Raw genomic sequence first — 20,339 nt, 5'->3', positions numbered from 1 at the left:
GTTGACGTGCGGTTTATTACGCTCAAACTTTTCCTTTGCCATTCCTTAGGCGCCCTTTTGAAATGAGGGGTCAGCTTTGACCCGGTTTCCTCTGCGCGGGCGGATTATTTGGTTTGGGCGGAAAAATCAACCCGTTCCTGCTTGACAGGGGCGGAAATCGCCGCGTCAGCCTTCAGCGGCATCCTGCGCCGCGCTGCCTGCAGCATCCCCGGCCGGCCGCGGTGCAAACCAGCCTTCCGCCTTGTGCTGGGCTGCCATCCATTCTTCGACCTTATCGGCAATGTTGATGGCCAGCCCCTGAATCTGCTCTTCCTTGGTGCGGGCGTGGCCGGATCCCAGCAAAGCGCTTTCGCCGGTTGTGCTTTCGAAGATCTCCATCTGGTGCTTCTTGGCGAGGAATTGCTCTTCCGCAACGTCGTAGACAAAGACGTTCACCACGACCGCGCTCTTCGGAGAAAACAGCACCGGCACGCCGGGCGGGGCCAGCATGAATCCTTCGAGCGTTACCGCCACGTCATATTCCTGCGCGCCCTGATAGCGGCGCAGGCGGGTGTCGACTGCATTCTGGATCGGTGCCGTCCACTCGCTGTGATCCGCCTCACGCGACAGCGGCCATTGCAGCGCCTTTTCCGTGTAAACATGGGTGACCCGCACCTGGAAAGCGCCCAGATCCTCCGGGGCCTCGTTCAGGCTGGTTTCGCCGCAGGCGGCGAGCATGGCCAGCCCGGACAGCAGAGAAAGAATACGGATCATCAACGGTCCCTCGCGGAAATTCAGACCCGCTCAGATAGCCGGGCAAGGTGCAGCCGGTAAAGGCCCGCAAACAGCAACCCCCGCGCAGGTGGCGCGGGGGGCACAGGAAGGCAGCAGAAACCTGCCGCCCTACTTGAATTTATAGTTGCGCGGGAAGCCGTGCGGCGGGCGTTTGCCAACCCCGGCACGCTTGCCGAGCCATTGGGTGAGGTCAGACTCATGCCGCGTCTTGCCGCCGCCCATCTCCCATTTCAGGCCATCATCCCAGTTGAAGGTGGTGATGTCGCTGAGGCCGCCGTCCAGTTCCAGCGAGCCCTGCTTGCCGCGGGCCATGTTGTATTTCTGCAGCCGCACGCCCTTGCCGCGGGTGAGCTCGGGCATCTCTTCGACCGAGAAGACCAGGAACTTGCCGTTTTCCGACACAATGGCCACGTGGTCGCCTTCTACCGGAATACAGATCTTGGCGCGGTCTTCGTCCTTGACGTTCAAGACCTGCTTGCCGGAGCGGGTCTGGGCGACAATTTCCTTCTCGGCGCAGATGAAGCCGTTGCCTGCGTCGGATGCCACAAGCAGCTTGCCTTCGGGGTTGTGGATGATCAGATCAATGATCTCCGCCTCGTTGGGGAGGTCGACCATCAGGCGGACGGGTTCCCCCATGCCGCGGCCGCCGGGGAGATTCGCCGCCGACAGCGTGTAAAAGCGGCCGTTGGAGCCAAACACCAGCAGCCGGTCTGTGGTTTCGGCATGGAAGATGAAACGCGGGCCGTCGCCGTCCTTGAACTTCAGTTCACGGTTCAGATCGATATGGCCGGTCATGGCGCGGATCCAGCCCATCTGCGAACAGACAACCGTGATCGGCTCCTTGTCGATCATCGCTTCAAGCGGCACCTCTTCCACTTCCCCGGCCTCGGCAAAGCGGGTGCGGCGGGCGCCGCCTTCGTAGGTTTTGCCAAACTGCTTCTTGGTCTCTTTCAGCTGCTCGGTGATGCGGTTCCACTGCAGCTCTTCCGAACCCAGCAGCTCGACCAAGCCGGCGCGTTCCTCGCGCAGGGCGTCGCGCTCGCGGGTCAGCTCGATTTCCTCGAGCTTGCGCAAGCTGCGCAGACGCATGTTGAGGATGGCTTCGGCCTGAACTTCTGTCAGCTCGCCGACGCCTTGGGCTGGGGTGATATACTCGGCCTCGGTGAAGGCGCGCGGGTGGTCCTTGCTCCAGTCCTCGCGGATCAGCGCGGCCTTGGGGTCCTCGTCATAGCGGATGATGTCAATCACCCGGTCGAGGTTCAGGAAGGCGATGATAAAGCCTTCGAGCACTTCCAGACGGTGGTCGATCTTTTCCATCCGGTGGCGCGAGCGGCGCTGCAGCACGTCGCGGCGGTGGTCGAGGAAGGCGCGCAGAACCTCTTTCATCGAGCAGACCTTGGGCGTCACACCGTCGATCAGCACGTTCATGTTGAGGCTGAATCGGATTTCCAGGTCCGAGTTGCGGAACATCATGTTCATCAGAACCTCGGGGTCCACGTTCTTGGACTTGGGTTCCAGGATGATACGGATGTCGTCGGCCGATTCGTCGCGCACATCGGCGAGGATCGGCACCTTCTTGGTCTGGATCAGCTCGGCGATCTTTTCGATCAGCTTGGACTTCTGAACCTGATAGGGGATCTCGGTGACGACGATCTGCCATTGGCCGCGGCCGAGGTCCTCGACCTCATGGGTGCAGCGCAGGCGGAAGGAGCCGCGGCCGGTGCTGTAGGCCTTGGCGATGTTTTCCTTGGGTTCGACGATGATGCCGCCGGTGGGGAAATCGGGGCCCGGCACGTAGTTCAGCAGCGTGTCGTCGCGGGCATCGGGCGTGCGGATCAGATGGATACAAGCGTCGATCAGCTCGGCAATGTTGTGGGGCGGGATGTTGGTGGCCATGCCCACCGCAATGCCGGCCGCGCCGTTTGCCAGGATATTCGGGAAGGTCGCGGGCAGAACCGAGGGTTCCTGCAGGCGGCCGTCGTAGTTGTCGCGGAAATCGACCGCGTCCTCGTTCAGCCCTTCCAGCATCGCCTCGGCGATGAAGGTCATCCGTGCTTCGGTGTATCGCGAGGCCGCCGGGTTGTCGCCGTCGATGTTGCCGAAGTTACCCTGGCCGTCGACCAGCGGGTAGCGGACGTTGAAATCCTGCGCGAGACGCGCCATCGCGTCATAAATCGCCGCGTCGCCGTGGGGGTGGAAGTCGCCCATGGTGTCGCCGGAGATTTTGGCCGACTTCAGGAAGCCGCCCGAAGAGCTGAGCCGCAGCCGGTTCATCGCATAGAGGATGCGCCGGTGCACCGGCTTGAGCCCGTCACGCGCGTCGGGCAGCGCCCGGTGCATGATGGTGCTGAGCGCATAGGTCAGATAGCGCTCGCCAATGGCGCGGCGCAGCGGTTCGCGGATTTCGCCACCTTCAGGGGCGGACGGCATGTCGGGGTCTTCTACCAGGTCGGTCATGCATCGGTGATACTGCCGCCGCCGGAATTGGTAAAGCGGGGCTGCGCGAAATTCGCACGTCTCCGCCGGCTCCGCACCTAGGGGGAGAAGGCGTCGGACTCTCCCCTGTTTCCTGGCCGTTAACCCGCGCTAGATATACAGGGACCGGGCAGCTGCGCCGGTCATATTGCATTTGAGATCTATGTATTTGCGTACTGCTGCCTTTTGTTCTTGGTCTGGGGGGACCTGTTATGTCGCGTTTTGTTTTGGTGTCTTTCGCTTTTCTCGGGTGGGGGTTTTACGAGCTGAGCGGCGGGGCGGATTTTGAACCGCCCAAGCGACCCGAGCCGGTGGCGGCGGCGGAAACCGCAGCACCTCAGCCTGCGAGAATCACTGCGGCCTCGCTGACGGCGCAGCCGGTGCTGACCCGCCGGTCGCAAGTTCAGGCGTCTTCCCGCCCGGCAGCCGACCCTGCTCTGCGCCAGCGGGTGGCAGCCGAACAATTGGCCAGCGCTGCGGGCGTTCTGGCTTCATCCCAGACAGCCTTCTCCCATGCGCCCGCGCCGGGCGGGCTGCAACTGGCTTCGCTGGATGGCGGGCTGGCAGCAATAACCGCGGCCCCTGCGGCCCAGCCGCTGGCAGCGCAGCCAGAGCCGGAGCCTTTTCTGGACCTTCGCAGCATCCGCGCATCGCGGGTGAACATGCGGCAGGGGCCGGGCACCAATTACCCGGTGATCACCCGGCTTCTGGGCGGCGATGAGGTCATCGTGCTTGAGGACAGCGGCACCGGCTGGCTGCATCTGCGGGCGCCGGACAAGGGGCAGGTTGGCTGGATTGCCGCTTCCCTGGTGAGCAAGAAACGCCCATAACTGCACCGGAAGTTTCCGGCCAAAAGGGCGATCACGTGAAAAAGACTATCCTGATTACAGGCTGCTCCTCCGGGATCGGCCTGGATGCAGCGCGCGGCATGCGGGAACGCGGCTGGCGGGTGTTTGCCTCCTGCCGGCAACAACGCGATTGCGACCGGATGCGTGCCGAAGGCTTCGAGAGCCCAAGGATCGACTACACCGACCCGGCCAGCATCAGTGCGGGCCTTGCCGAAGTGCTTGAGGCCACCGGCGGCACCCTGGATGCGCTGTTCAACAACGGCGCCCACGGACTGCCCGGCGCGGTGGAGGACCTGCCGACCGAGGCTCTGCGCACGATTTTCGAAGCCAATTTCTTTGGCTGGCACGAGCTGACCCGGCAGGTGATTCCGGTGATGCGCAAGCAGGGGCACGGGCGGATCGTGCAGAACTCCTCGATCCTGGGGTTTGTCTCCTTCCCCTGGCGCGGCGCCTATGTGGCGACGAAATACGCGCTGGAAGGCCTCACCGACACGCTGCGGGTCGAGCTGCAGGGCACCGGCATCCACATGGTGCTGATCGAGCCCGGGCCGGTAACCTCGAAAATCCGCGAGAAATCGATTCCGCATTTCGAGCGCTTCATCGACTGGAAAGCCTCGCCCCTGCGCGATCTCTACGAAAAGCGCCTGCTGAAGCGGCTTTACGAAAGCAGCGGCCCGGACACGTTCGAACTGCCTGCTTCGGCTGTCACGGCCAAACTGGCGCACGCCTGCGAATCGCGCCGCCCGCGTCCGCGTTATTACGTCACCACGCCGACCCATATCGCGGGCTTTCTGCGCCGGATCCTCAGCACTAGGGCAATAGACCGCATCCTGGTGAAGCTCGGCTAGCCGATTCCCGGTCGCCAACCGCCCCGGCGCAGGGTAGAGGGAAGCAACACAACAGACGCGCGTGAGGGACGGGATGAGCGATCCGCTGTATTATCTGGGCTTGGCCGCCATGGCCGCCGTGGTTGTTGCGCTGGTCGTCGGCATCGGCGGCTTTGGCAAGGGCGGCGAATTCAATCGCAAAAATGCCAACAAGATGATGCGCCTGCGCATCCTGTTTCAATTCATTGCGGTGGTTCTGCTGCTGGCCTACATCTACTTCCAAAGCCAGGGAGGGTAATCGGCGATGGTCGTTCTGAACAAGATTTACACGCGCACCGGCGACAAGGGCGAGACCGCCTTGGGCAATGGCGACCGCGTGGCCAAGCATTCTGCCCGGGTGAACACCTATGGCACCTCGGATGAGCTGAATTCCTTTGTCGGCGTCGCCCGGCTGGAGGCAGAAGGCGAGATGGACGCGGCCCTCAGCCGTATCCAGAATGACCTGTTCGATCTGGGCGCGGATCTGTGCCGCCCTGAGATGGAAAAGGACGCAGAGGCCGAGTACCCGCCGCTGCGCATCGCGGTGGCGCAGGTTGAACGCCTGGAAGCCGAGATCGACGTGATGAACAAGGATCTGGAGGCGCTGCGCAGCTTTATCCTGCCGGGCGGCTCGAAACTGGCCGCGCATCTGCACGTCTGCCGCACCGTTGCGCGGCGTGCGGAACGGATGGCGACCGAGCTCAGCACTGCTGAGGACGTGAACCAGGCTGCGGTGAAATACCTGAACCGCCTGTCGGATTGGTTCTTTGTTGCCGCCCGCGTGGCCAACAACGGCGGCAAGGATGACGTGCTTTGGGTGCCCGGCGCCAACCGCTGACACCTAAGCCGCTTTGCCAGGCGCCTGATTCGCCCAGCCAGCCCTGAAATCCCCTGAAAACGCCTGCCCCGGTGCGCCTATGCCGCCGGGGTTTGCGGCATTCCCCGGAACATTTTTCCATCAGGAAACATTCTTGCAAAATTGATGCCTCAAATGCGCAAACGCGACGTCGGCGTGCGCTAACGTGACGATTTTGCCCTGTTGCAGCCCCGCACCAGCCGGTATCAACGGCGCGAGAGCATGGAGGGGAGTCGCCGGTGGCGGCTTGCCGTTTGTTAAGGAGAGAACGCAAAATGAAGGTACTTGTGCCTGTCAAGCGCGTGATTGACTACAACGTGAAGGTCCGCGTCAAAGCGGACGGCAGCGGTGTCGATCTCGCCAACGTGAAAATGTCGATGAACCCCTTCGACGAAATCGCTGTCGAAGAAGCCATCCGCCTGAAAGAAGCCGGCAAGGCTGACGAGGTGGTTGCGGTTTCGATCGGCGTGAAGCAGGCCCAGGAAACTCTGCGCACCGCCCTGGCGATGGGCGCGGACCGCGCGATCCTGGTGGTTGCTGCCGACGACGTGCACACCGACATCGAGCCGCTGGCGGTTGCCAAGATCCTGGCCAAAGTGGTCGAGGAAGAGCAGCCCGGCGTCGTGCTCTGCGGCAAGCAGGCGATCGACAACGACATGAACGCCACCGGCCAAATGCTGTCGGCGCTGCTGGGCTGGTCCCAGGGCACCTTTGCCTCCGAGCTGGACATCGAAGGCGAAACCGCGAAAGTCACCCGTGAGGTTGACGGCGGCCTGCAGACCATCTCCGTGAAGATGCCCGCCATCATCACCGTGGACCTGCGCCTGAACGAGCCGCGCTATGCGTCGCTGCCGAACATCATGAAGGCGAAGAAAAAGCCGCTGGACGAGAAAACCGCCGCCGACTACGGCGTCGACGTCACGCCGCGCCTGGAAATCGTCAAGACCGAAGAGCCGCCGGCACGCGCCGCAGGCATCGTGGTTGGCTCGGTTGACGAACTGGTCGAGAAACTCAAAGAAGCGGGGGCTGTGTAATGGCTGTTCTTCTCCTTGCTGAAGTGACCGACGGCGCGCTGGCGCTGGACGCAACCGCAAAAGCCGTGGCCGCAGCCTCCAAGCTGGGCGACGTGACCGTTCTGGCCGCTGGCGCCTCTGCTGCTGACGCCGGTGCCGAAGCCGCGAAAATCGCAGGCGTTGCCAAGGTTCTGGTTGCCGAGGACGCATCCCTGGGCCACCGCCTGGCGGAGCCGACCGCAGCGCTGATCGCTGGCCTGGCTTCCGACTACGAGCACATCGTTGCTCCGGCCACCACCGACGCCAAAAACGTTCTGCCGCGCGTTGCTGCGCTGCTGGACGTGATGGTGATCTCGGACGTTTCCGGCGTTGTCGACGGCTCGACCTTCGAGCGCCCGATCTATGCCGGCAACGCGATCCAGACCGTGAAGTCGAACGACGCCAAGAAAGTCGTCTCGATCCGCACCGCGTCCTTCGACGCAGCCGGCGAAGGCGGTTCCGCATCCGTGGAAACCATCTCTGCCGCTGACAACCCGGGCCTGTCCGAGTGGGTTGAAGACAAGGTTGCCGCCTCCGACCGCCCCGAGCTGACCTCGGCCGGCATCGTTGTGTCCGGCGGCCGCGGCGTTGGCTCCGAGGAAGACTTCAAACTGATCGAGACTCTGGCAGACAAGCTGGGTGCCGCTGTTGGCGCATCCCGCGCGGCCGTCGACTCGGGCTACGCCCCGAACGACTGGCAGGTTGGCCAGACCGGCAAAGTTGTTGCACCGGACCTGTATGTTGCCATCGGCATCTCGGGCGCGATCCAGCACCTGGCGGGCATGAAGGACTCCAAGGTCATCGTGGCAATCAACAAAGACGAAGAAGCACCGATCTTCCAGGTTGCAGACTTCGGCCTGGTTGCCGACCTGTTCGAAGCTGTTCCGGAACTGACCGGCAAAGTGGGCTAAGCCCCTCTTCCAGCTGACCAAAGAGAAGGCCCGCCGTATGGCGGGCCTTTTTCTGTTCCAGCGTGCCGGGGTTCTATTCCCGGATCAGCGGAGCCAGCCGGCCTGCCAGCGCTTCGGCGATCTTCAGGTGTTCCTTGGGGCCGATCATGTGGCGGGCGGCGGGCAGCTCCATCTGGCCGAAGATCATGCCTGCAATATCCCGCGCGGCGGCCGCCGATTCGGTGCGGAGTTCCAGAATGCCCTGAACCTTGGGCCGCAGGGCATCCGCCATCGCCCGGTCGATCAGAACCGGCTCTTCGGTAAAGCCGGCACCCGCGTCCAGCTCATAACGCAGCCACAGCAGCAGCACCCGGCCGTCGAGATGCTCAATCAGCAGGCTCATCCGCTCGACCCAGCTGCGCTGCAATTGCTCGCGCACTTGTTCGAACCGCTGGCCGGAAATGTCGCGCAGGGTGCACAGCAAATGCTTGTTGAAATGGAATTCGGTGAAGTCGACTTCGGGGTAAAGCGTTTTCAGCGCCGGATGCGCCTGCAGGAACCGGTCATTGCGGCGCGGATGCACCCGGTAATAGGGGTTTGAGATATTCTGCGCCCCCAGCATCTGCAGCACCGAGACTTCCGCCTCGCGGGCGATTCCGATCAGGGTCTCGTCCTGCACAAAGCTGTCCAGCCCGGCATTGACGCTGCCCAGATTGACGCAGTCCATGCCCAGCTGGGTTTGCAGGGAGTCGACAAAGGGAAATTCAACGAATCGCCCGTAGACTTCGGTTCCACCGAGAAAGGCAACATAGGGCCCGTCCAAGATCCGTTCCGGACCCCGCACCAGCAGCCTGGATTCGCCATATCTGCATGGTTCCCCCGAAAGCGCCCCCGCGCTTTTGAGTTCATAGCTCATTTCACCACCAATTTTTCACCCGAGACTCACTCTGACGGGGAACCATTGCAATTTCCCTAAAGTGACAATTTGCCTCAAATCCCCGCCGCCCGCCCTTGTGCCCTCCCTTCCGCGGCCAGTAAGGTTGCCGCAGATATTTCAGGAGCCTGAGGCATGGAAATTCAGAAGGTTGGAGTGATCGGCGCCGGGCAGATGGGTAACGGCATTGCCCATGTGCTGGCACTGGCCGGGTATGAGGTTGTGCTGAATGACGTCAGCCAGCAGGCGCTCGACGGCGCGCTGAGCGTCATTCACAAGAACATGGCCCGCCAGGTAAGCAAGGGCAAGGTCGCCGAAGAGGACATGACGGCTGCGCTGGCGCGGATCGTGCCCTCGCTGAAGCTGGCGGATGTGGGCGCAACCGATCTGGTGATCGAAGCGGCAACCGAACGGGAAACTGTGAAGCAGGCGATCTTTGAGGACCTGCAGCCGCATCTGCAGCCGCATACGATTCTGACCTCCAACACCTCGTCGATCTCGATCACCCGGCTGGCCAGCCGCACCGACCGGCCGGAGCGTTTCATGGGGTTCCATTTCATGAACCCCGTACCGGTGATGCAGCTGGTCGAACTGATCCGCGGCATTGCCACCGACGAGCCGACCTTTACTGCCTGCCAGGAGGTTGTGGCTCGGCTCGGCAAGACCTCGGCGAGCGCCGAGGATTTCCCGGCCTTTATCGTCAACCGGATCCTGATGCCGATGATCAACGAAGCGGTCTATACGCTGTATGAGGGCGTGGGGTCGGTGAAATCGATCGACGAGTCGATGAAGCTGGGCGCCAATCACCCGATGGGACCGCTGGAACTGGCGGATTTCATCGGCCTGGACACCTGCCTGGCGATCATGAACGTGCTGCATGACGGGCTGGCGGACACCAAGTACCGCCCCTGCCCGCTGCTGACCAAATACGTCGAGGCCGGCTGGCTGGGCCGCAAGACCCAGCGCGGGTTCTATGACTACCGCGGCGAAGCCCCGGTGCCGACACGGTAACCAGGCATAACGGAGAGGGGGCCAGCCCCCTCTTGGCCTGCGGCCAATTCACCCCCGGGATATTTCCAGCAAGAGGAAGGGCGGGGTCAGTCTTTTTTGCCGAGGCTGAGCGTGTGGTCGCGCAGCCAGGCCATGAAGCCGCGCGGGTCGCTTTGCAGCTGCTCCATCTGCGCATCGGTCAGCGGCTTGCCGACCACCGGCGCCTGCGGTTTGTTGCAGGAGCGGACAATCTCGTGCAGCAAGAGGCCCTGGCGCAGGATCGGCGAGATCTGGCAGGCGATCTGGTACCAGCGGGAGTTATGGCCCGGGAAGTAAATCGGCACCACGCGGGCGCCGGAGCGGCGGATCAGCTGAGCGGTGAAGACGTTCCATTCGCGCTCGACCGCGGGGCCGAACCAGCTGTCTGACGACATCACCACGCCCGAGGGGAACAGCGCCACGGCGCCGCCTTCCTTGAGGAAAGCCATGGTCTTGGCCCGCATATCGACCATCTTGCGCTGTGCTTCAGGGTCATGCGGGAAGGGCACCGGGATCATGAAAGACGTGGCCGCTTCGTCCAGGCCGGTCAGCACTGAGCGGGTCAGAATGCGGTAGTCGAGGCGGCGGCGGCCGATCAGGTCGGCAAAGATCATCCCGTCGACCATCCCATGCGGGTGGTTGGCAACAATCACAACGGGGCCGTCTTCGGGAATATTGTTGATCTGCTCTTCCGGCGTCTGCAGTTCAATGCCCATAACGTTGAGGGCACCGCGCCAGAATTTCTGGCCGCGGTACTCGGCATTGCGCCTTTCGAACCGGCTGACCATGCGCAGGATGGTCAGTTTGCCGGTGAACCATTCGATGGTCTTGATCGCCAGCGAGGTCCAGCGGTCATCAAAGGAATTGGCATAGGTCAGCGTGCGGCGGTCATAGACCTCGCCTGTCTGGTCAGCGGCCTCCGGCGCGGTGCCGGTGTTCCTGTCGTGTGCGGTATCCGCCAATGTGCCTTTTCCCGTTCCGCTGCCGGCAAGGAGCTAGTAACCCTCGCCGAACTTGTCGGCCACCAGGGCCTCAAGCGCATGCGCCAGCGCATCTGCATCGGGCCCCGAAGTTTCGACGTCAATAGTCGTTCCTTTCGAGGCTGCCAACATCAAAAGGCCCATTATGCTGTCGCCAGAGGCGGACAAACCGTCCTTCAGGACCTCTGCCGTGGCGTCAAACCCTTCGACCACCTCGACCAGCTTGGCCGAAGCGCGGGCATGCAGCCCCTTTTCATTGATGATTTTCAGCGTCTTCAGAGCCATTTAGTATGCCTGCTCCCCGTCAGGGTTTACGTTTTGCGCGTTGATGTACTTACGCCCGGCTTCCATCGCCTGCCGCACCGCATCGGCCACTGGCAAGTGGCGGGATTTCGCCAGTTTGATCAGCATTGGCAGATTGGCCCCGTAAAGGATGCGACGGTCCGCCGGAGCACAGGCCTTGAGACTGAGATTGGACGGAGAGCCGCCGAACAGGTCGGTCACCACCACCACCCCGCCACCGCTGTCGACCGTATTGGCGGCAGAGCAGATTTCATCCTGTTTGCCGTTCCGGTCATCCTCGGGGCCGATGGCAATGGCCATGAGATTGGGCTGCGGACCCACAACGTGTTCCACAGCGGCAAGATACTCTCTTGCCAGCCCGCCATGCGCTACGATCACAATCCCGATCAACCCGGCCTCTCAATTCTTCTGCTGGCCTTGCAGCTCGCGATGTCTAATTGACACTTGCTGGCCGCTTTCTGCAAGGGCCTTGGCCAGGGTTTCCGCCATTGTCACCGATCTATGCTGGCCGCCGGTGCAGCCGAAAGCGATAGAAAAATGCGATTTGCCCTCTTCCCGGTAGGCTGGCAGCAGCAGCCGGGTCAGATCCAGGATCCGGGAGAAGAAAGGTTCAAAGCGGGCATCCGCCCGTACATAGTCCTGCACCGCAGCGTCCTGGCCATTCAGCTGGCGCAGCTCCGGCTGCCAGTAGGGGTTGGCCAGAAACCGGCAGTCGAACACCATATCGATGCCATGCGGCATGCCCCGCTTGTAGGAAAAGCTTTGCACCGACAGCGCCAGCGTCCGCCCCTCAGGCGCAAACCAGCGCTCGATCTCTGCCTTCAGCTGGTGAACATTCATTGCCGACGTATCGAGCAGGATATCCGCACGGTCGCGGATTGGCGCCATCAGGTCCAATTCCCGGCGCACGCCTTCGCCCGGTGATTCTGCCGGGGCCAGCGGGTGGCGGCGGCGGGTTTCCGAATAACGCCGCAGCAGCACATCCGGCTGGGAATCAAGATACAGCACCGTGAGCTTCACTTCGCGGCGGCCCGACAGCATGTCGATCACATCCAGCAGTGCCCGAGGCGAGAAATCACGGTTGCGGCTGTCCAGACCCAAAGCCATCGGCCGCGGCGCTGCGGCCGCGTCGATCAGACCAGGCAGCAGCCGCAGCGGCAGGTTGTCGATGGCCTCAAACCCGAGATCCTCTAGCACGTTGATCGCGGTGGTCCGCCCCGCTCCGGACGGGCCGGTGACCAGCACGGCCGGAACCGCCTTCTGTTCCGCATCAGGCATCAGGATCCAAGGCTCCGCATCTGAGGTATTGCATCAGGGCCGGGGCGAAATGAGCACCGTCCACGCGTTTCAGCCGCGGCACGTCCAGCCCCAGCAGCCGGACGGTCTGCCGTTCCGGCAGGCGTTCAGTCTCAGCTTCATCCAGATCGACCAGCGCCGCCACCGGCACCGGACTGCGGATCTGCGCGTGCAGCAACCCCATGTACCGCGCCTCAACCAGCCCCCGGATCGGCTCTGGCGCGCTGGCTACGGCCTCACCGTCCAAAAGCTGCAACAGCACCCGGTCGTCGGCCACCAGCTGGGCACCATAGGCCATCAGCTGCAGCGCCAGCGCCGATTTGCCCTGGCCAGAGGTGCCGGTGATCAAAAGCCCCTGCCCCTCCAGCGCGACGCAGGAGGCATGCAGGATGAGGCTTTGGGGCTCAGGCATGGGTGGTACACCGGGTTCAGACGGGCAAGCCTACCACAAATCGTGCGCCAAGCGGCTCGGAAGTTACATCAGCCTCGGTCGGGCGGATGTTTTCGGCCCAGATTACACCGCCATGCGCCTCGACGATCTGTTTCGAGATCGCCAGGCCGAGACCGGAGTTATTGCCGAAATGCTCCACCGGGCGCTGGGAATAGAATCGCTTGAAGATCTTCGACAGCGCCTGATCCGGGATGCCGGGGCCGGTATCCTCGACCACCACCAGCACCCGGTTGGCACGGCGCCGCGCCCAGACGCGGATGGCATCGCCTTCCTCGCAAAAGGAGATCGCATTGGTGATCAGGTTGACAAAGACCTGAGCCAAGCGGGCCTCCAGCCCCTGCAACGGGATCGGCTGCGCAGGCAGGTCGGTGATGTAGTCGACCCCCTTGGCGCGGGCATCTTCGCCCAGATACTGGTTCAGATTGCCCAGCATGGTCAGCAGGTCGAACTCTTCTTCCTCCTCCTTGACCAGCTCGGCATCAAGCCGGGAGGCATTGGAGATATCGCTCACCAGACGGTCGAGGCGGCGGACGTCATGCTCGATCACATCCATCAGCTTCTCGCGCTGATCGTCGCGCTTGACCATACGCAGGGTGCCGACCGCGGATTGCAGGCTGGCCAGCGGGTTTTTGATCTCATGCGCCACGTCGGCTGCGAACTGCTCGTTGCTGTCGATGCGGGTGTACAGCGCCTTGACCATGCCGCGCAAAGCCCGGCTCAGGCGACCAATCTCATCAGGGCGGGCGGAGAGGTCGGGGATACGGATCCGGCCGGGATTGGATTTGCGGCTGCCGCGCTCCCGGCCAAGCTCTGCCGCCTCCGCCAGATCGGCCAGCGGGTTGGCAATGGTTGACGCCAGCACCAGGCTCAAACCAACCGACACCAGCAAGGCCACGATGAACATTTGCAGCACCCGCTCCTGCTCGCCGCGCACCAGCGCGTCCACTTCGCCGGTGGGCGAGGTCAGAGCAATAACGCCAACCGCTTTGCCGTTGTGCATGATCGGGGTTGCCGCCGAGATCACCCGGCTGCCGCTGGTATCCACCACGGTTTCCACCCCGGTGCCGCCATTCATCGCCCGGTCGACAAGACCTGCCAGGCGCTCTTCCAGAGCCGGGGCCGAGGCGTCGGGCCCGGCGGCAGCCGAGCCGCCGCCATCGGCAATGCCCCACAGGGCAGACAGCGCATCGCTGATAAGGGTCGGGCTGCGGCCGCTGTCGTTCAGGACATTCAAAGCATCGCTGCGGTCGGCGCCTTTGACGCTGGAAATCAGGTTGCCGGTGGTATCAAACACAAAAGCTTCGACGCCGCTGCGCAAGCTGAGCCTGGACAGGGTGACATCGGCCTGGATGCCATCGCCTGCCGCAAAACTGACGGCGCCCGCGGCCGGCATCTCCGCTTCGAAGACATTGGCCGCCAGCATCGCTTCGGACACCAGGGTGCCGGCCCGCTGCTGCACCAGGCTTTGGCGCGAGGAGTTCAGATACAGAATGCCAGCGACCAGAATGATCAGCGCAATCAGGTTGAAAGTGATGATCTTGCGGGTCAGCGGCGAGCCTTTGAGCGACAGAAGACCCCGGCGCGCCCGCTTGACCTGCATTTCCCGCGTGACGGATTGCTCGGGGGTGACCCAGTCCTCCCCCAGAACAACATCGCCGTCCTGCTGGCGTTGCGTAATGCTGGTATCGCGCATGCGCGCCTTCTCCTTCGGCCGGGGGCAAACCGCCCCGCTCAAACGTGCCGCTTATTCTTCATTATAACGGTAACCGATTCCATAAAGAGTTTCGATTGCCGCAAAATCCGAATCCGCGCTGCGCATTTTCTTGCGCAGGCGCTTGATATGGCTGTCGATGGTGCGGTCGTCGACATAGACCTGATCATCATAGGCCACGTCCATCAGCTGGTCGCGGCTTTTGACAAAGCCGGGACGCTGCGCCAGCGCCTGCAGCAGCAGGAATTCGGTCACCGTCAGCGACACGTCCTTGCCCTTCCAGCTGACCGCGTGGCGCAGCGGGTCCATCCGCAGGTTGCCGCGCTCCATCACCTTGGTCTCGGGGCTGCTGCCGCCGGACGCATCGCTGCTGATCGCTTCCTGCCGGCGTAGCAGCGCCCGGATGCGTTCAACCAGAAGGCGCTGCGAGAACGGCTTTTTCACATAGTCGTCGGCGCCCATGCGCAGGCCCAGAACCTCGTCGATCTCATCATCCTTGGAGGTGAGGAAGATCACCGGCATCTGGGTTTTCTGGCGCAGCCGCTGCAACAGATCCATGCCGTCCATCCGCGGCATCTTGATATCCAGCACCGCCATGTCCGGCAGTTTCTTGTTGAACGCGTCCAGTGCCGCCTGGCCGTCATTATAGGTCTCGACCTCAAAGCCCTCGGCCTCAAGCGTCATGGAAACGGATGTCAGGATGTTCCTGTCATCGTCCACCAAAGCAATCTTTGACATCGGAATTGGCCCTAATCTGCTCTGTTCTGTTTTGTTTTTTCTACTTTCATCGCTCTTATGATGCGCCGAATCAATCCCATTTGAAGAATCGCGGCCATCTTTAGGCCCAATTGGGGCAAAAATACCTTAGCGTCTGCTGAACAGGCAGGCAGGTGCGGGTGTTAAATCAGCTGTTAAATCAATGGTTGCGCTAAACATCGCCTTGGTGGCGCTAACTAGGGGCAGCCGGCCTGTTCACCGCCCGAAGGCCCATGTTAAGACCCCGCCACCGGCAGCGATGCCGGTTTCTATTGCCCCATTGGCGCAGCCGCGCAGCCTGCGTGCCGCCGCGCCGCCACAGGAGAAAAAACGCATGACATCTGGACGGGTTAACCCGCAATTCCGCCTCGAAGATCAGGGCATCGAGGGTCTGGGCAATGTCTACTACAACTTCATGGAGCCGGCGCTGATCGAAGCCGCGCTGAAGCGCGGCGAGGGTACGCTGGGCAATGGCGGCGCTTTCCTTGTGACCACAGGCAAATTCACCGGCCGCTCGCCCAAGGATAAACATGTCGTGAAATCCGACAGCGTCCGCGACACCATCTGGTGGGACAACAACGCGGCGATGAGCCCGGAAGGCTTTGACGCGCTCTACCAGGACATGCTGGAGCACATGAAGGGCAAGGACTACTTCGTCCAGGATCTGGTGGGCGGTGCGGACCCGGCACATGCGATCAACGTCCGCATGGTGACCGAGCTGGCCTGGCACAACCTGTTCATCCGCACCATGCTGCGCCGTCCCGACCGCGAAGACCTGGACGATTTCACCGCTGATTTCACCGTGATCAACTGCCCCAGCTTCCAGGCTGACCCGCAGAAGCACAACTGCCGGTCCGAAACCATCATCGCGATGAACTTCGACCGCAAGATGATCCTGATCGGCGGCACAGAATACGCAGGCGAGAACAAGAAATCCGTGTTCACCCTGCTGAACTACCTGCTGCCGGAAAAGGGCATCATGCCGATGCACTGCTCCGCCAACCACGCCAAGGGCAACCCGGTCGACACCGCCGTATTCTTCGGCCTGTCGGGCACCGGCAAGACCACCCTGTCGGCCGATCCGGACCGGGTGCTGATCGGCGATGACGAGCATGGCTGGGCCGACAACGGCACCTTCAACTTCGAAGGCGGCTGCTATGCCAAGACCATCAACCTGAACCCCGAGGCAGAGCCGGAAATCTACGCCACCACCTCGAAGTTCGGCACCGTGATCGAAAACATGGTGTTCGACGAGGACACCAAAGAGCTGGATTTCAACGACGACAGCCTGACCGCCAACATGCGCTGCGCCTACCCGCTGCATTACATCTCGAATGCATCGGAAAGCGCCCGCGGCGGCCATCCGAAAAACATCATCATGCTGACCTGCGATGCTTTCGGCGTGCTGCCTCCGATCGCGCGGCTGACGCCTGCGCAGGCGATGTACCACTTCCTCTCCGGCTTCACCTCCAAGGTGGCCGGCACCGAGCGCGGCGTGACCGAGCCGGAGCCGACCTTCTCCACCTGCTTTGGCGCCCCCTTCATGCCGCGCCGCCCGGAAGTCTACGGCAACCTGCTGCGCGAGAAGATCGCCCAGCACGGCGCAACGTGCTGGCTGGTGAACACCGGCTGGACCGGCGGCGCCTATGGCGTTGGCAGCCGGATGCCGATCAAGGCAACCCGTGCGCTGCTGACCGCGGCGCTGGACGGCTCGCTGGCCGAAGCCGAGTTCCGCAAGGACAGCAACTTCGGCTTTGATGTGCCGGTCACCATGCCGGGCGTGCCGGAAGTGCTGCTGGATCCGCGCCGCACCTGGGACGATCAGGAGGCCTATGACCGTCAGGCGGCCAAGCTGGTGCAGATGTTCTCGGACAACTTCGAACAGTACCTGCCGTTCATCGACGAGGACGTGAAAGCCGCCGCTATCGGCTGATTCCCTTCCTTAGCGAAGCGTTAAGAAAACCCCGGCTCCGGCCGGGGTTTTTCTTTTGCATGCCGCATGTGCGGGCACTCGATGCCGCAAATGACCAATATACGTTAATTTAACGGCAGAACCCCAACATATTCAGGAATCACTAATTCCGAGAACATTCGTATTGCGCAGCAGCCACGCTGGGAGAGGACATATGGACACCCAAGCTTTGACGGTATTCAACAGCATTTTCAGCTCTGGCAGCGCCTTCGTGTACCGCTGCGCCAATGACGAGAATTTCACCATGGAATTCATGGCCGGCCAGGTTGAGAAACTCTGCGGCTGCGCGAAATCCGATATCCTCGGCAATGCCAAAGTGTCCTATGTCGGACTGACCCATAAAGATGACATCGACCGGGTGTTTGCCGATGTGGATGCTGCCATCGAAGCCAAGGAGAACTGGGACGTCGCCTACCGGCTGAGCCGCCCGGACGGCACCGAGGCCTGGGTGCGCGAGCGGGGCAATGCGGTTTATGACGACAGCGGCGAGATGGTTTATCTCGAAGGGCTGGTAGTGGATGCCTCGGCGGAGGTGACCCTGCGCAAGGAACTGCAGACAACTCTGAACCGAACCGAAGAGGCCAATGCCGAAATCATCGACCTTGCAGAAAACATCCTGCGGTCGGTTCAAAAGCTGTCGATCCTGGCGATCAATGCAGGCATCGAGGCGGCGCGCGCAGGCAAGGCGGGCCTTGGCTTTGCCTACCTCGCCCGCGAGATCAAGGCGCTGGCGGATGAGAACAACCAATGGGCCAGCCGCATCACCGACACCATGGCCGAGCGCAAGCGCGACGAGGCGCGGGAGGCGGCCGAAAGCCGGCGCGCCGGTTAGCGCAGTACCGTCCCCGACACCATGTCCCGCACTTTGAGCGCATAACGGTCGGTCATGCCGGAGACGAAGTCTGCGAGAGAATGCATCGCAGTGTATTCGTCCCGAACTCCGCGCAGGTCCAGATCGACAGCCCGGATCAGCTTGGCCCAGTAGATGTGCCGGGCTTGCAGCTCTTCAACATCCCAGCTGCACTCGCGCAGGTCCGAATAGAGCCCATGAAAGTGATCCAGCACCGAATGCAGCACCTGGCGGCCGGTGATCTCCAGCTCGGTCTTGCGGCTGGCCACAAAGATTCGCTGCTCTGACAGCTCCTTCAGCCGGGCAAAAGCCTGCGCCTTGGAGGAGACCTCCATCAGCCCATCGTTGAATTCGCCCATCATGATGGCGTCATAGTTCTCCATAAAGGCAGTGACGGCAGCCTCAATCGACTGGCCGATGGCAAAGGCGCGCAGCAGGCCGATGCGGTCGCGCATCGGCAGGCCGCGGTCCTCATTAGGTTTGCCGATGATGGCTTCCAGCGCCTCGGCGACCTCGGCGCGGTCGAGATCGCCCATGCTGGCTGCGTCCTCGATATCCAGAATGCGGTAGCAGATGTCATCGGCGGCCTCGACCAGGAAGGCCAGCGGATGGCGCCGGAACCAGCCGCCAGGCTCAGCCACCAGGCCCAGTGCTTCTGCGGTTTCCTCAAAGAGTTTCGCATCCGACTGGAACACGCCGAATTTCTTGAGGCCGACGTAGGGCGCATTGCCTGCCCCCACAGCCTCGTCCCGCACCAGGCGGGTGCAGGGGTACTTCATGAAGGCCCCCAGCGTTGCATAGCTGAGCCGCAGCCCGCCCTCCCGCTGAGCAAACTCAAGCCGTCCGACAATGCGGAAGCCCTGTGCGTTGCCTTCGAAATGCTCGAACTCGGCCCGCAGATGCTGCGGCACCTCCGCCGCAACGCCATTGCCTGCGCGGAACTGCGCCGCAAACCAGTCGCCGATGCTGTCCTCGCCGGAATGGCCAAAGGGCGGGTTGCCGATGTCATGCACCAGGCAGGCAGCCTCAGTGTGCCCGGCCAGGCGCGAGATCTGTTCAGGCTCCAGGCTGCCCCGCGCCATCAGCACTGCGCCCACGCCCGCCCCCAGAGAGCGGCCGACGCTGGCGGTTTCCATGCTGTGGATCATTCTGTGATGCACGTGGTCATGGTCATGCAGCGGATGCACCTGAGTCTTCTGCGCCAGGCGGCGGAACGGCTCCGAGAACAGGATCCGGTCGTAATCCTGCAGATAGGCGGGGCGGCCCGGGTGCTCGGAATACTCCGGACGGCACAGTCTTCCTGCATTCAGCAGCTTGTTCCAATCCATCGCCATATGCCCGCTCCTTATGCCTGTTTGACAGCGCTTAAACGGGAGGCGCGCCGGAAATGCAAACGCTTCAGCGCGGCTTGATCCCGGCAGGCTCCAGCTTGTGCTCCGGCTCCACGTGAATCACCACCTGCGCTTCGGGCAAGGCATCCCGAAGGGCAATCTCGATCAGGTCGCAAATGCCATGCGACGCCCGCACCGTCATGGCGCCGTCCACCACCATGTGAAACTCGATGAACAGCGCCTGCCCCGCCCGGCGCGTCTTCAGATCATGCACCTGCAGCGCGCCTGAGCCCATGCGATGAATGATCTCCTCGATCTTTCTGCGTTCCGCTTCCGGCGCTGCGGTGTCCATCAGCCCGTTCACCGAGGAGGCAATCACCAGCCAGCCCTCGCGCAGGATATTGACCGCCACCAAGAGCGCCAGCAGCGGGTCAAGCACAGTCCAGCCGCTGGCCAGTGCCAGCACCAGACCTGCCAGCACCCCGGCCGAGGTCCAGACATCGCTCATCAGATGCCGCCCGCCTGCCGACAAGGCCGGCGACTTAAGCCGTCCGCCCGCCGTCAGCAGCACCCGCGCCCAGGCAAGGTTCAACACCATCGCCAGGGCGTTGACCAGCAGGCCAGCCGTGCCCCAATCCGCTGCGGCGGGGCGGCCAAGCGCATTCACAGCCTCATGCAGGATCACCACTGCGGCGATCACGATCATGATGCCTTCGGCCACGGCCGAGAAATACTCCGCCTTGTGGTGGCCGTAAGGGTGGCCGTCATCGGCCGGCCGCTGGGCATAACGCACGGCAAACCAAGCAATCACAGCGCCGCCGATGTTCACGAAGGACTCAAGCGCATCCGACAGCAGCGCAACGGAGCCGGTCAGCATCCAGGCCGCAACTTTCAGCCCGGTCACCGCCAGCGCGATCAGGATCGACCCTGTCGCCAGTTGTGTTGCACTGAAGCGTTGAAACATG

General features: G+C 62.6%; 21 protein-coding genes. 9 read left to right on the top strand and 12 right to left on the bottom strand.

Features of this window, described 5'->3' with window-relative positions; translation table 11 throughout:
* Window positions 1–165: 165 nt before the first annotated feature.
* Window positions 166–753, bottom strand: a complete 588-nt coding sequence (locus RA19_RS02355) for a hypothetical protein (protein WP_039159215.1) — start codon at window positions 751–753, stop codon at window positions 166–168.
* A 129-nt stretch (window positions 754–882) separates the two neighbouring features.
* On the bottom strand, window positions 883–3,231 hold the full coding sequence (gene parC, locus RA19_RS02350; protein ID WP_039159214.1) for a DNA topoisomerase IV subunit A: 2,349 nt from the start codon (window positions 3,229–3,231) through the stop codon (window positions 883–885).
* Window positions 3,232–3,461: 230 nt separating this feature from the next.
* On the opposite strand from parC, the gene RA19_RS02345 reads away from it, so the two are divergent.
* The 6 genes from RA19_RS02345 to RA19_RS02320 all read left to right on the top strand — a co-directional run bounded on the left by RA19_RS02345 (window position 3,462) and on the right by RA19_RS02320 (window position 7,782).
* Window positions 3,462–4,079: an SH3 domain-containing protein gene (locus RA19_RS02345; RefSeq protein ID WP_039159212.1), complete on the top strand. Its 618-nt coding sequence runs from the start codon at window positions 3,462–3,464 to the stop codon at window positions 4,077–4,079.
* A 35-nt stretch (window positions 4,080–4,114) separates the two neighbouring features.
* Window positions 4,115–4,945 (top strand): SDR family NAD(P)-dependent oxidoreductase, encoded by an 831-nt coding sequence (locus RA19_RS02340; RefSeq protein ID WP_039159210.1) that lies wholly within the window; start codon window positions 4,115–4,117, stop codon window positions 4,943–4,945.
* A 73-nt stretch (window positions 4,946–5,018) separates the two neighbouring features.
* A complete protein-coding gene (locus RA19_RS02335) occupies window positions 5,019–5,222 on the top strand; it encodes a twin transmembrane helix small protein (RefSeq protein WP_039159208.1) in 204 nt (67 codons plus the stop codon).
* 6 nt (window positions 5,223–5,228) lie between these two features.
* Window positions 5,229–5,801 carry a cob(I)yrinic acid a,c-diamide adenosyltransferase gene (locus RA19_RS02330; RefSeq protein ID WP_039159205.1) on the top strand — a complete coding sequence of 191 codons (573 nt, stop codon included), beginning with the start codon at window positions 5,229–5,231 and terminating at the stop codon, window positions 5,799–5,801.
* Window positions 5,802–6,094: 293 nt separating this feature from the next.
* Window positions 6,095–6,853, top strand: a complete 759-nt coding sequence (locus RA19_RS02325; RefSeq protein ID WP_039159202.1) for an electron transfer flavoprotein subunit beta/FixA family protein — start codon at window positions 6,095–6,097, stop codon at window positions 6,851–6,853.
* Window positions 6,853–7,782 (top strand): electron transfer flavoprotein subunit alpha/FixB family protein, encoded by a 930-nt coding sequence (locus RA19_RS02320; protein ID WP_039159200.1) that lies wholly within the window; start codon window positions 6,853–6,855, stop codon window positions 7,780–7,782. Before RA19_RS02325 ends, RA19_RS02320 begins: the two co-directional genes overlap by 1 nt.
* A 73-nt stretch (window positions 7,783–7,855) precedes the next feature.
* Here RA19_RS02320 and RA19_RS02315 read toward each other — a convergent pair whose 3' ends face one another.
* Window positions 7,856–8,677, bottom strand: coding sequence for a DUF6473 family protein (locus RA19_RS02315; protein WP_039159198.1), 822 nt, complete (start codon window positions 8,675–8,677; stop codon window positions 7,856–7,858).
* Between the two features lie 153 nt (window positions 8,678–8,830).
* Here RA19_RS02315 and RA19_RS02310 point away from each other — a divergent pair, with 153 nt between their 5' ends.
* Complete coding sequence (locus tag RA19_RS02310) at window positions 8,831–9,706, top strand: 3-hydroxybutyryl-CoA dehydrogenase (RefSeq protein ID WP_039159196.1); 876 nt, start codon at window positions 8,831–8,833, stop codon at window positions 9,704–9,706.
* Window positions 9,707–9,792: 86 nt separating this feature from the next.
* Here the strand turns inward: RA19_RS02310 and RA19_RS02305 are convergent, their stop codons facing one another.
* From RA19_RS02305 to RA19_RS02275, 7 genes are read right to left on the bottom strand one after another with little or no spacing between them, the layout of a single operon-like run.
* Window positions 9,793–10,686: a lysophospholipid acyltransferase family protein gene (locus RA19_RS02305; protein ID WP_039159194.1), complete on the bottom strand. Its 894-nt coding sequence runs from the start codon at window positions 10,684–10,686 to the stop codon at window positions 9,793–9,795.
* Between the two features lie 33 nt (window positions 10,687–10,719).
* Window positions 10,720–10,989: an HPr family phosphocarrier protein gene (locus tag RA19_RS02300; RefSeq protein WP_039159192.1), complete on the bottom strand. Its 270-nt coding sequence runs from the start codon at window positions 10,987–10,989 to the stop codon at window positions 10,720–10,722.
* Complete coding sequence (locus RA19_RS02295) at window positions 10,990–11,397, bottom strand: PTS sugar transporter subunit IIA (RefSeq protein ID WP_039159190.1); 408 nt, start codon at window positions 11,395–11,397, stop codon at window positions 10,990–10,992.
* Window positions 11,398–11,406: 9 nt separating this feature from the next.
* Window positions 11,407–12,285 carry an RNase adapter RapZ gene (rapZ, locus tag RA19_RS02290; protein WP_039159188.1) on the bottom strand — a complete coding sequence of 293 codons (879 nt, stop codon included), beginning with the start codon at window positions 12,283–12,285 and terminating at the stop codon, window positions 11,407–11,409.
* A complete protein-coding gene (locus RA19_RS02285) occupies window positions 12,278–12,715 on the bottom strand; it encodes an HPr kinase/phosphorylase (RefSeq protein WP_039159187.1) in 438 nt (145 codons plus the stop codon). Before RA19_RS02285 ends, rapZ begins: the two co-directional genes overlap by 8 nt.
* Window positions 12,716–12,731: 16 nt before the next feature.
* Window positions 12,732–14,447: a sensor histidine kinase gene (locus RA19_RS02280; RefSeq protein ID WP_039159186.1), complete on the bottom strand. Its 1,716-nt coding sequence runs from the start codon at window positions 14,445–14,447 to the stop codon at window positions 12,732–12,734.
* Window positions 14,448–14,498: 51 nt separating this feature from the next.
* Window positions 14,499–15,203: a response regulator transcription factor gene (locus RA19_RS02275; RefSeq protein ID WP_039159184.1), complete on the bottom strand. Its 705-nt coding sequence runs from the start codon at window positions 15,201–15,203 to the stop codon at window positions 14,499–14,501.
* Window positions 15,204–15,555: 352 nt separating this feature from the next.
* Here RA19_RS02275 and RA19_RS02270 point away from each other — a divergent pair, with 352 nt between their 5' ends.
* Both RA19_RS02270 and RA19_RS02265 read left to right on the top strand, forming a co-directional pair.
* On the top strand, window positions 15,556–17,154 hold the full coding sequence (locus RA19_RS02270) for a phosphoenolpyruvate carboxykinase (protein ID WP_039159182.1): 1,599 nt from the start codon (window positions 15,556–15,558) through the stop codon (window positions 17,152–17,154).
* A 193-nt stretch (window positions 17,155–17,347) separates the two neighbouring features.
* On the top strand, window positions 17,348–18,025 hold the full coding sequence (locus RA19_RS02265; protein WP_039159177.1) for a methyl-accepting chemotaxis protein: 678 nt from the start codon (window positions 17,348–17,350) through the stop codon (window positions 18,023–18,025).
* On the opposite strand, the gene dgt is transcribed toward RA19_RS02265, so the two are convergent.
* Entirely contained in the window at window positions 18,022–19,377 is a 1,356-nt protein-coding gene (gene dgt / locus RA19_RS02260; RefSeq protein ID WP_241479007.1) for a dGTP triphosphohydrolase, read from the bottom strand. The two genes, RA19_RS02265 and dgt, sit on opposite strands and share 4 nt — an antisense overlap.
* 64 nt (window positions 19,378–19,441) lie before the next feature.
* Window positions 19,442–20,338, bottom strand: coding sequence for a cation diffusion facilitator family transporter (locus RA19_RS02255; protein WP_039159175.1), 897 nt, complete (start codon window positions 20,336–20,338; stop codon window positions 19,442–19,444).
* Window position 20,339 lies beyond the last annotated feature (1 nt).

This window comes from Leisingera sp. ANG-M1, assembly GCF_000813745.1.
In the GTDB taxonomy this organism is placed as follows: domain Bacteria; phylum Pseudomonadota; class Alphaproteobacteria; order Rhodobacterales; family Rhodobacteraceae; genus Leisingera.
This window is presented reverse-complemented; position numbering and strand designations above follow the sequence as displayed.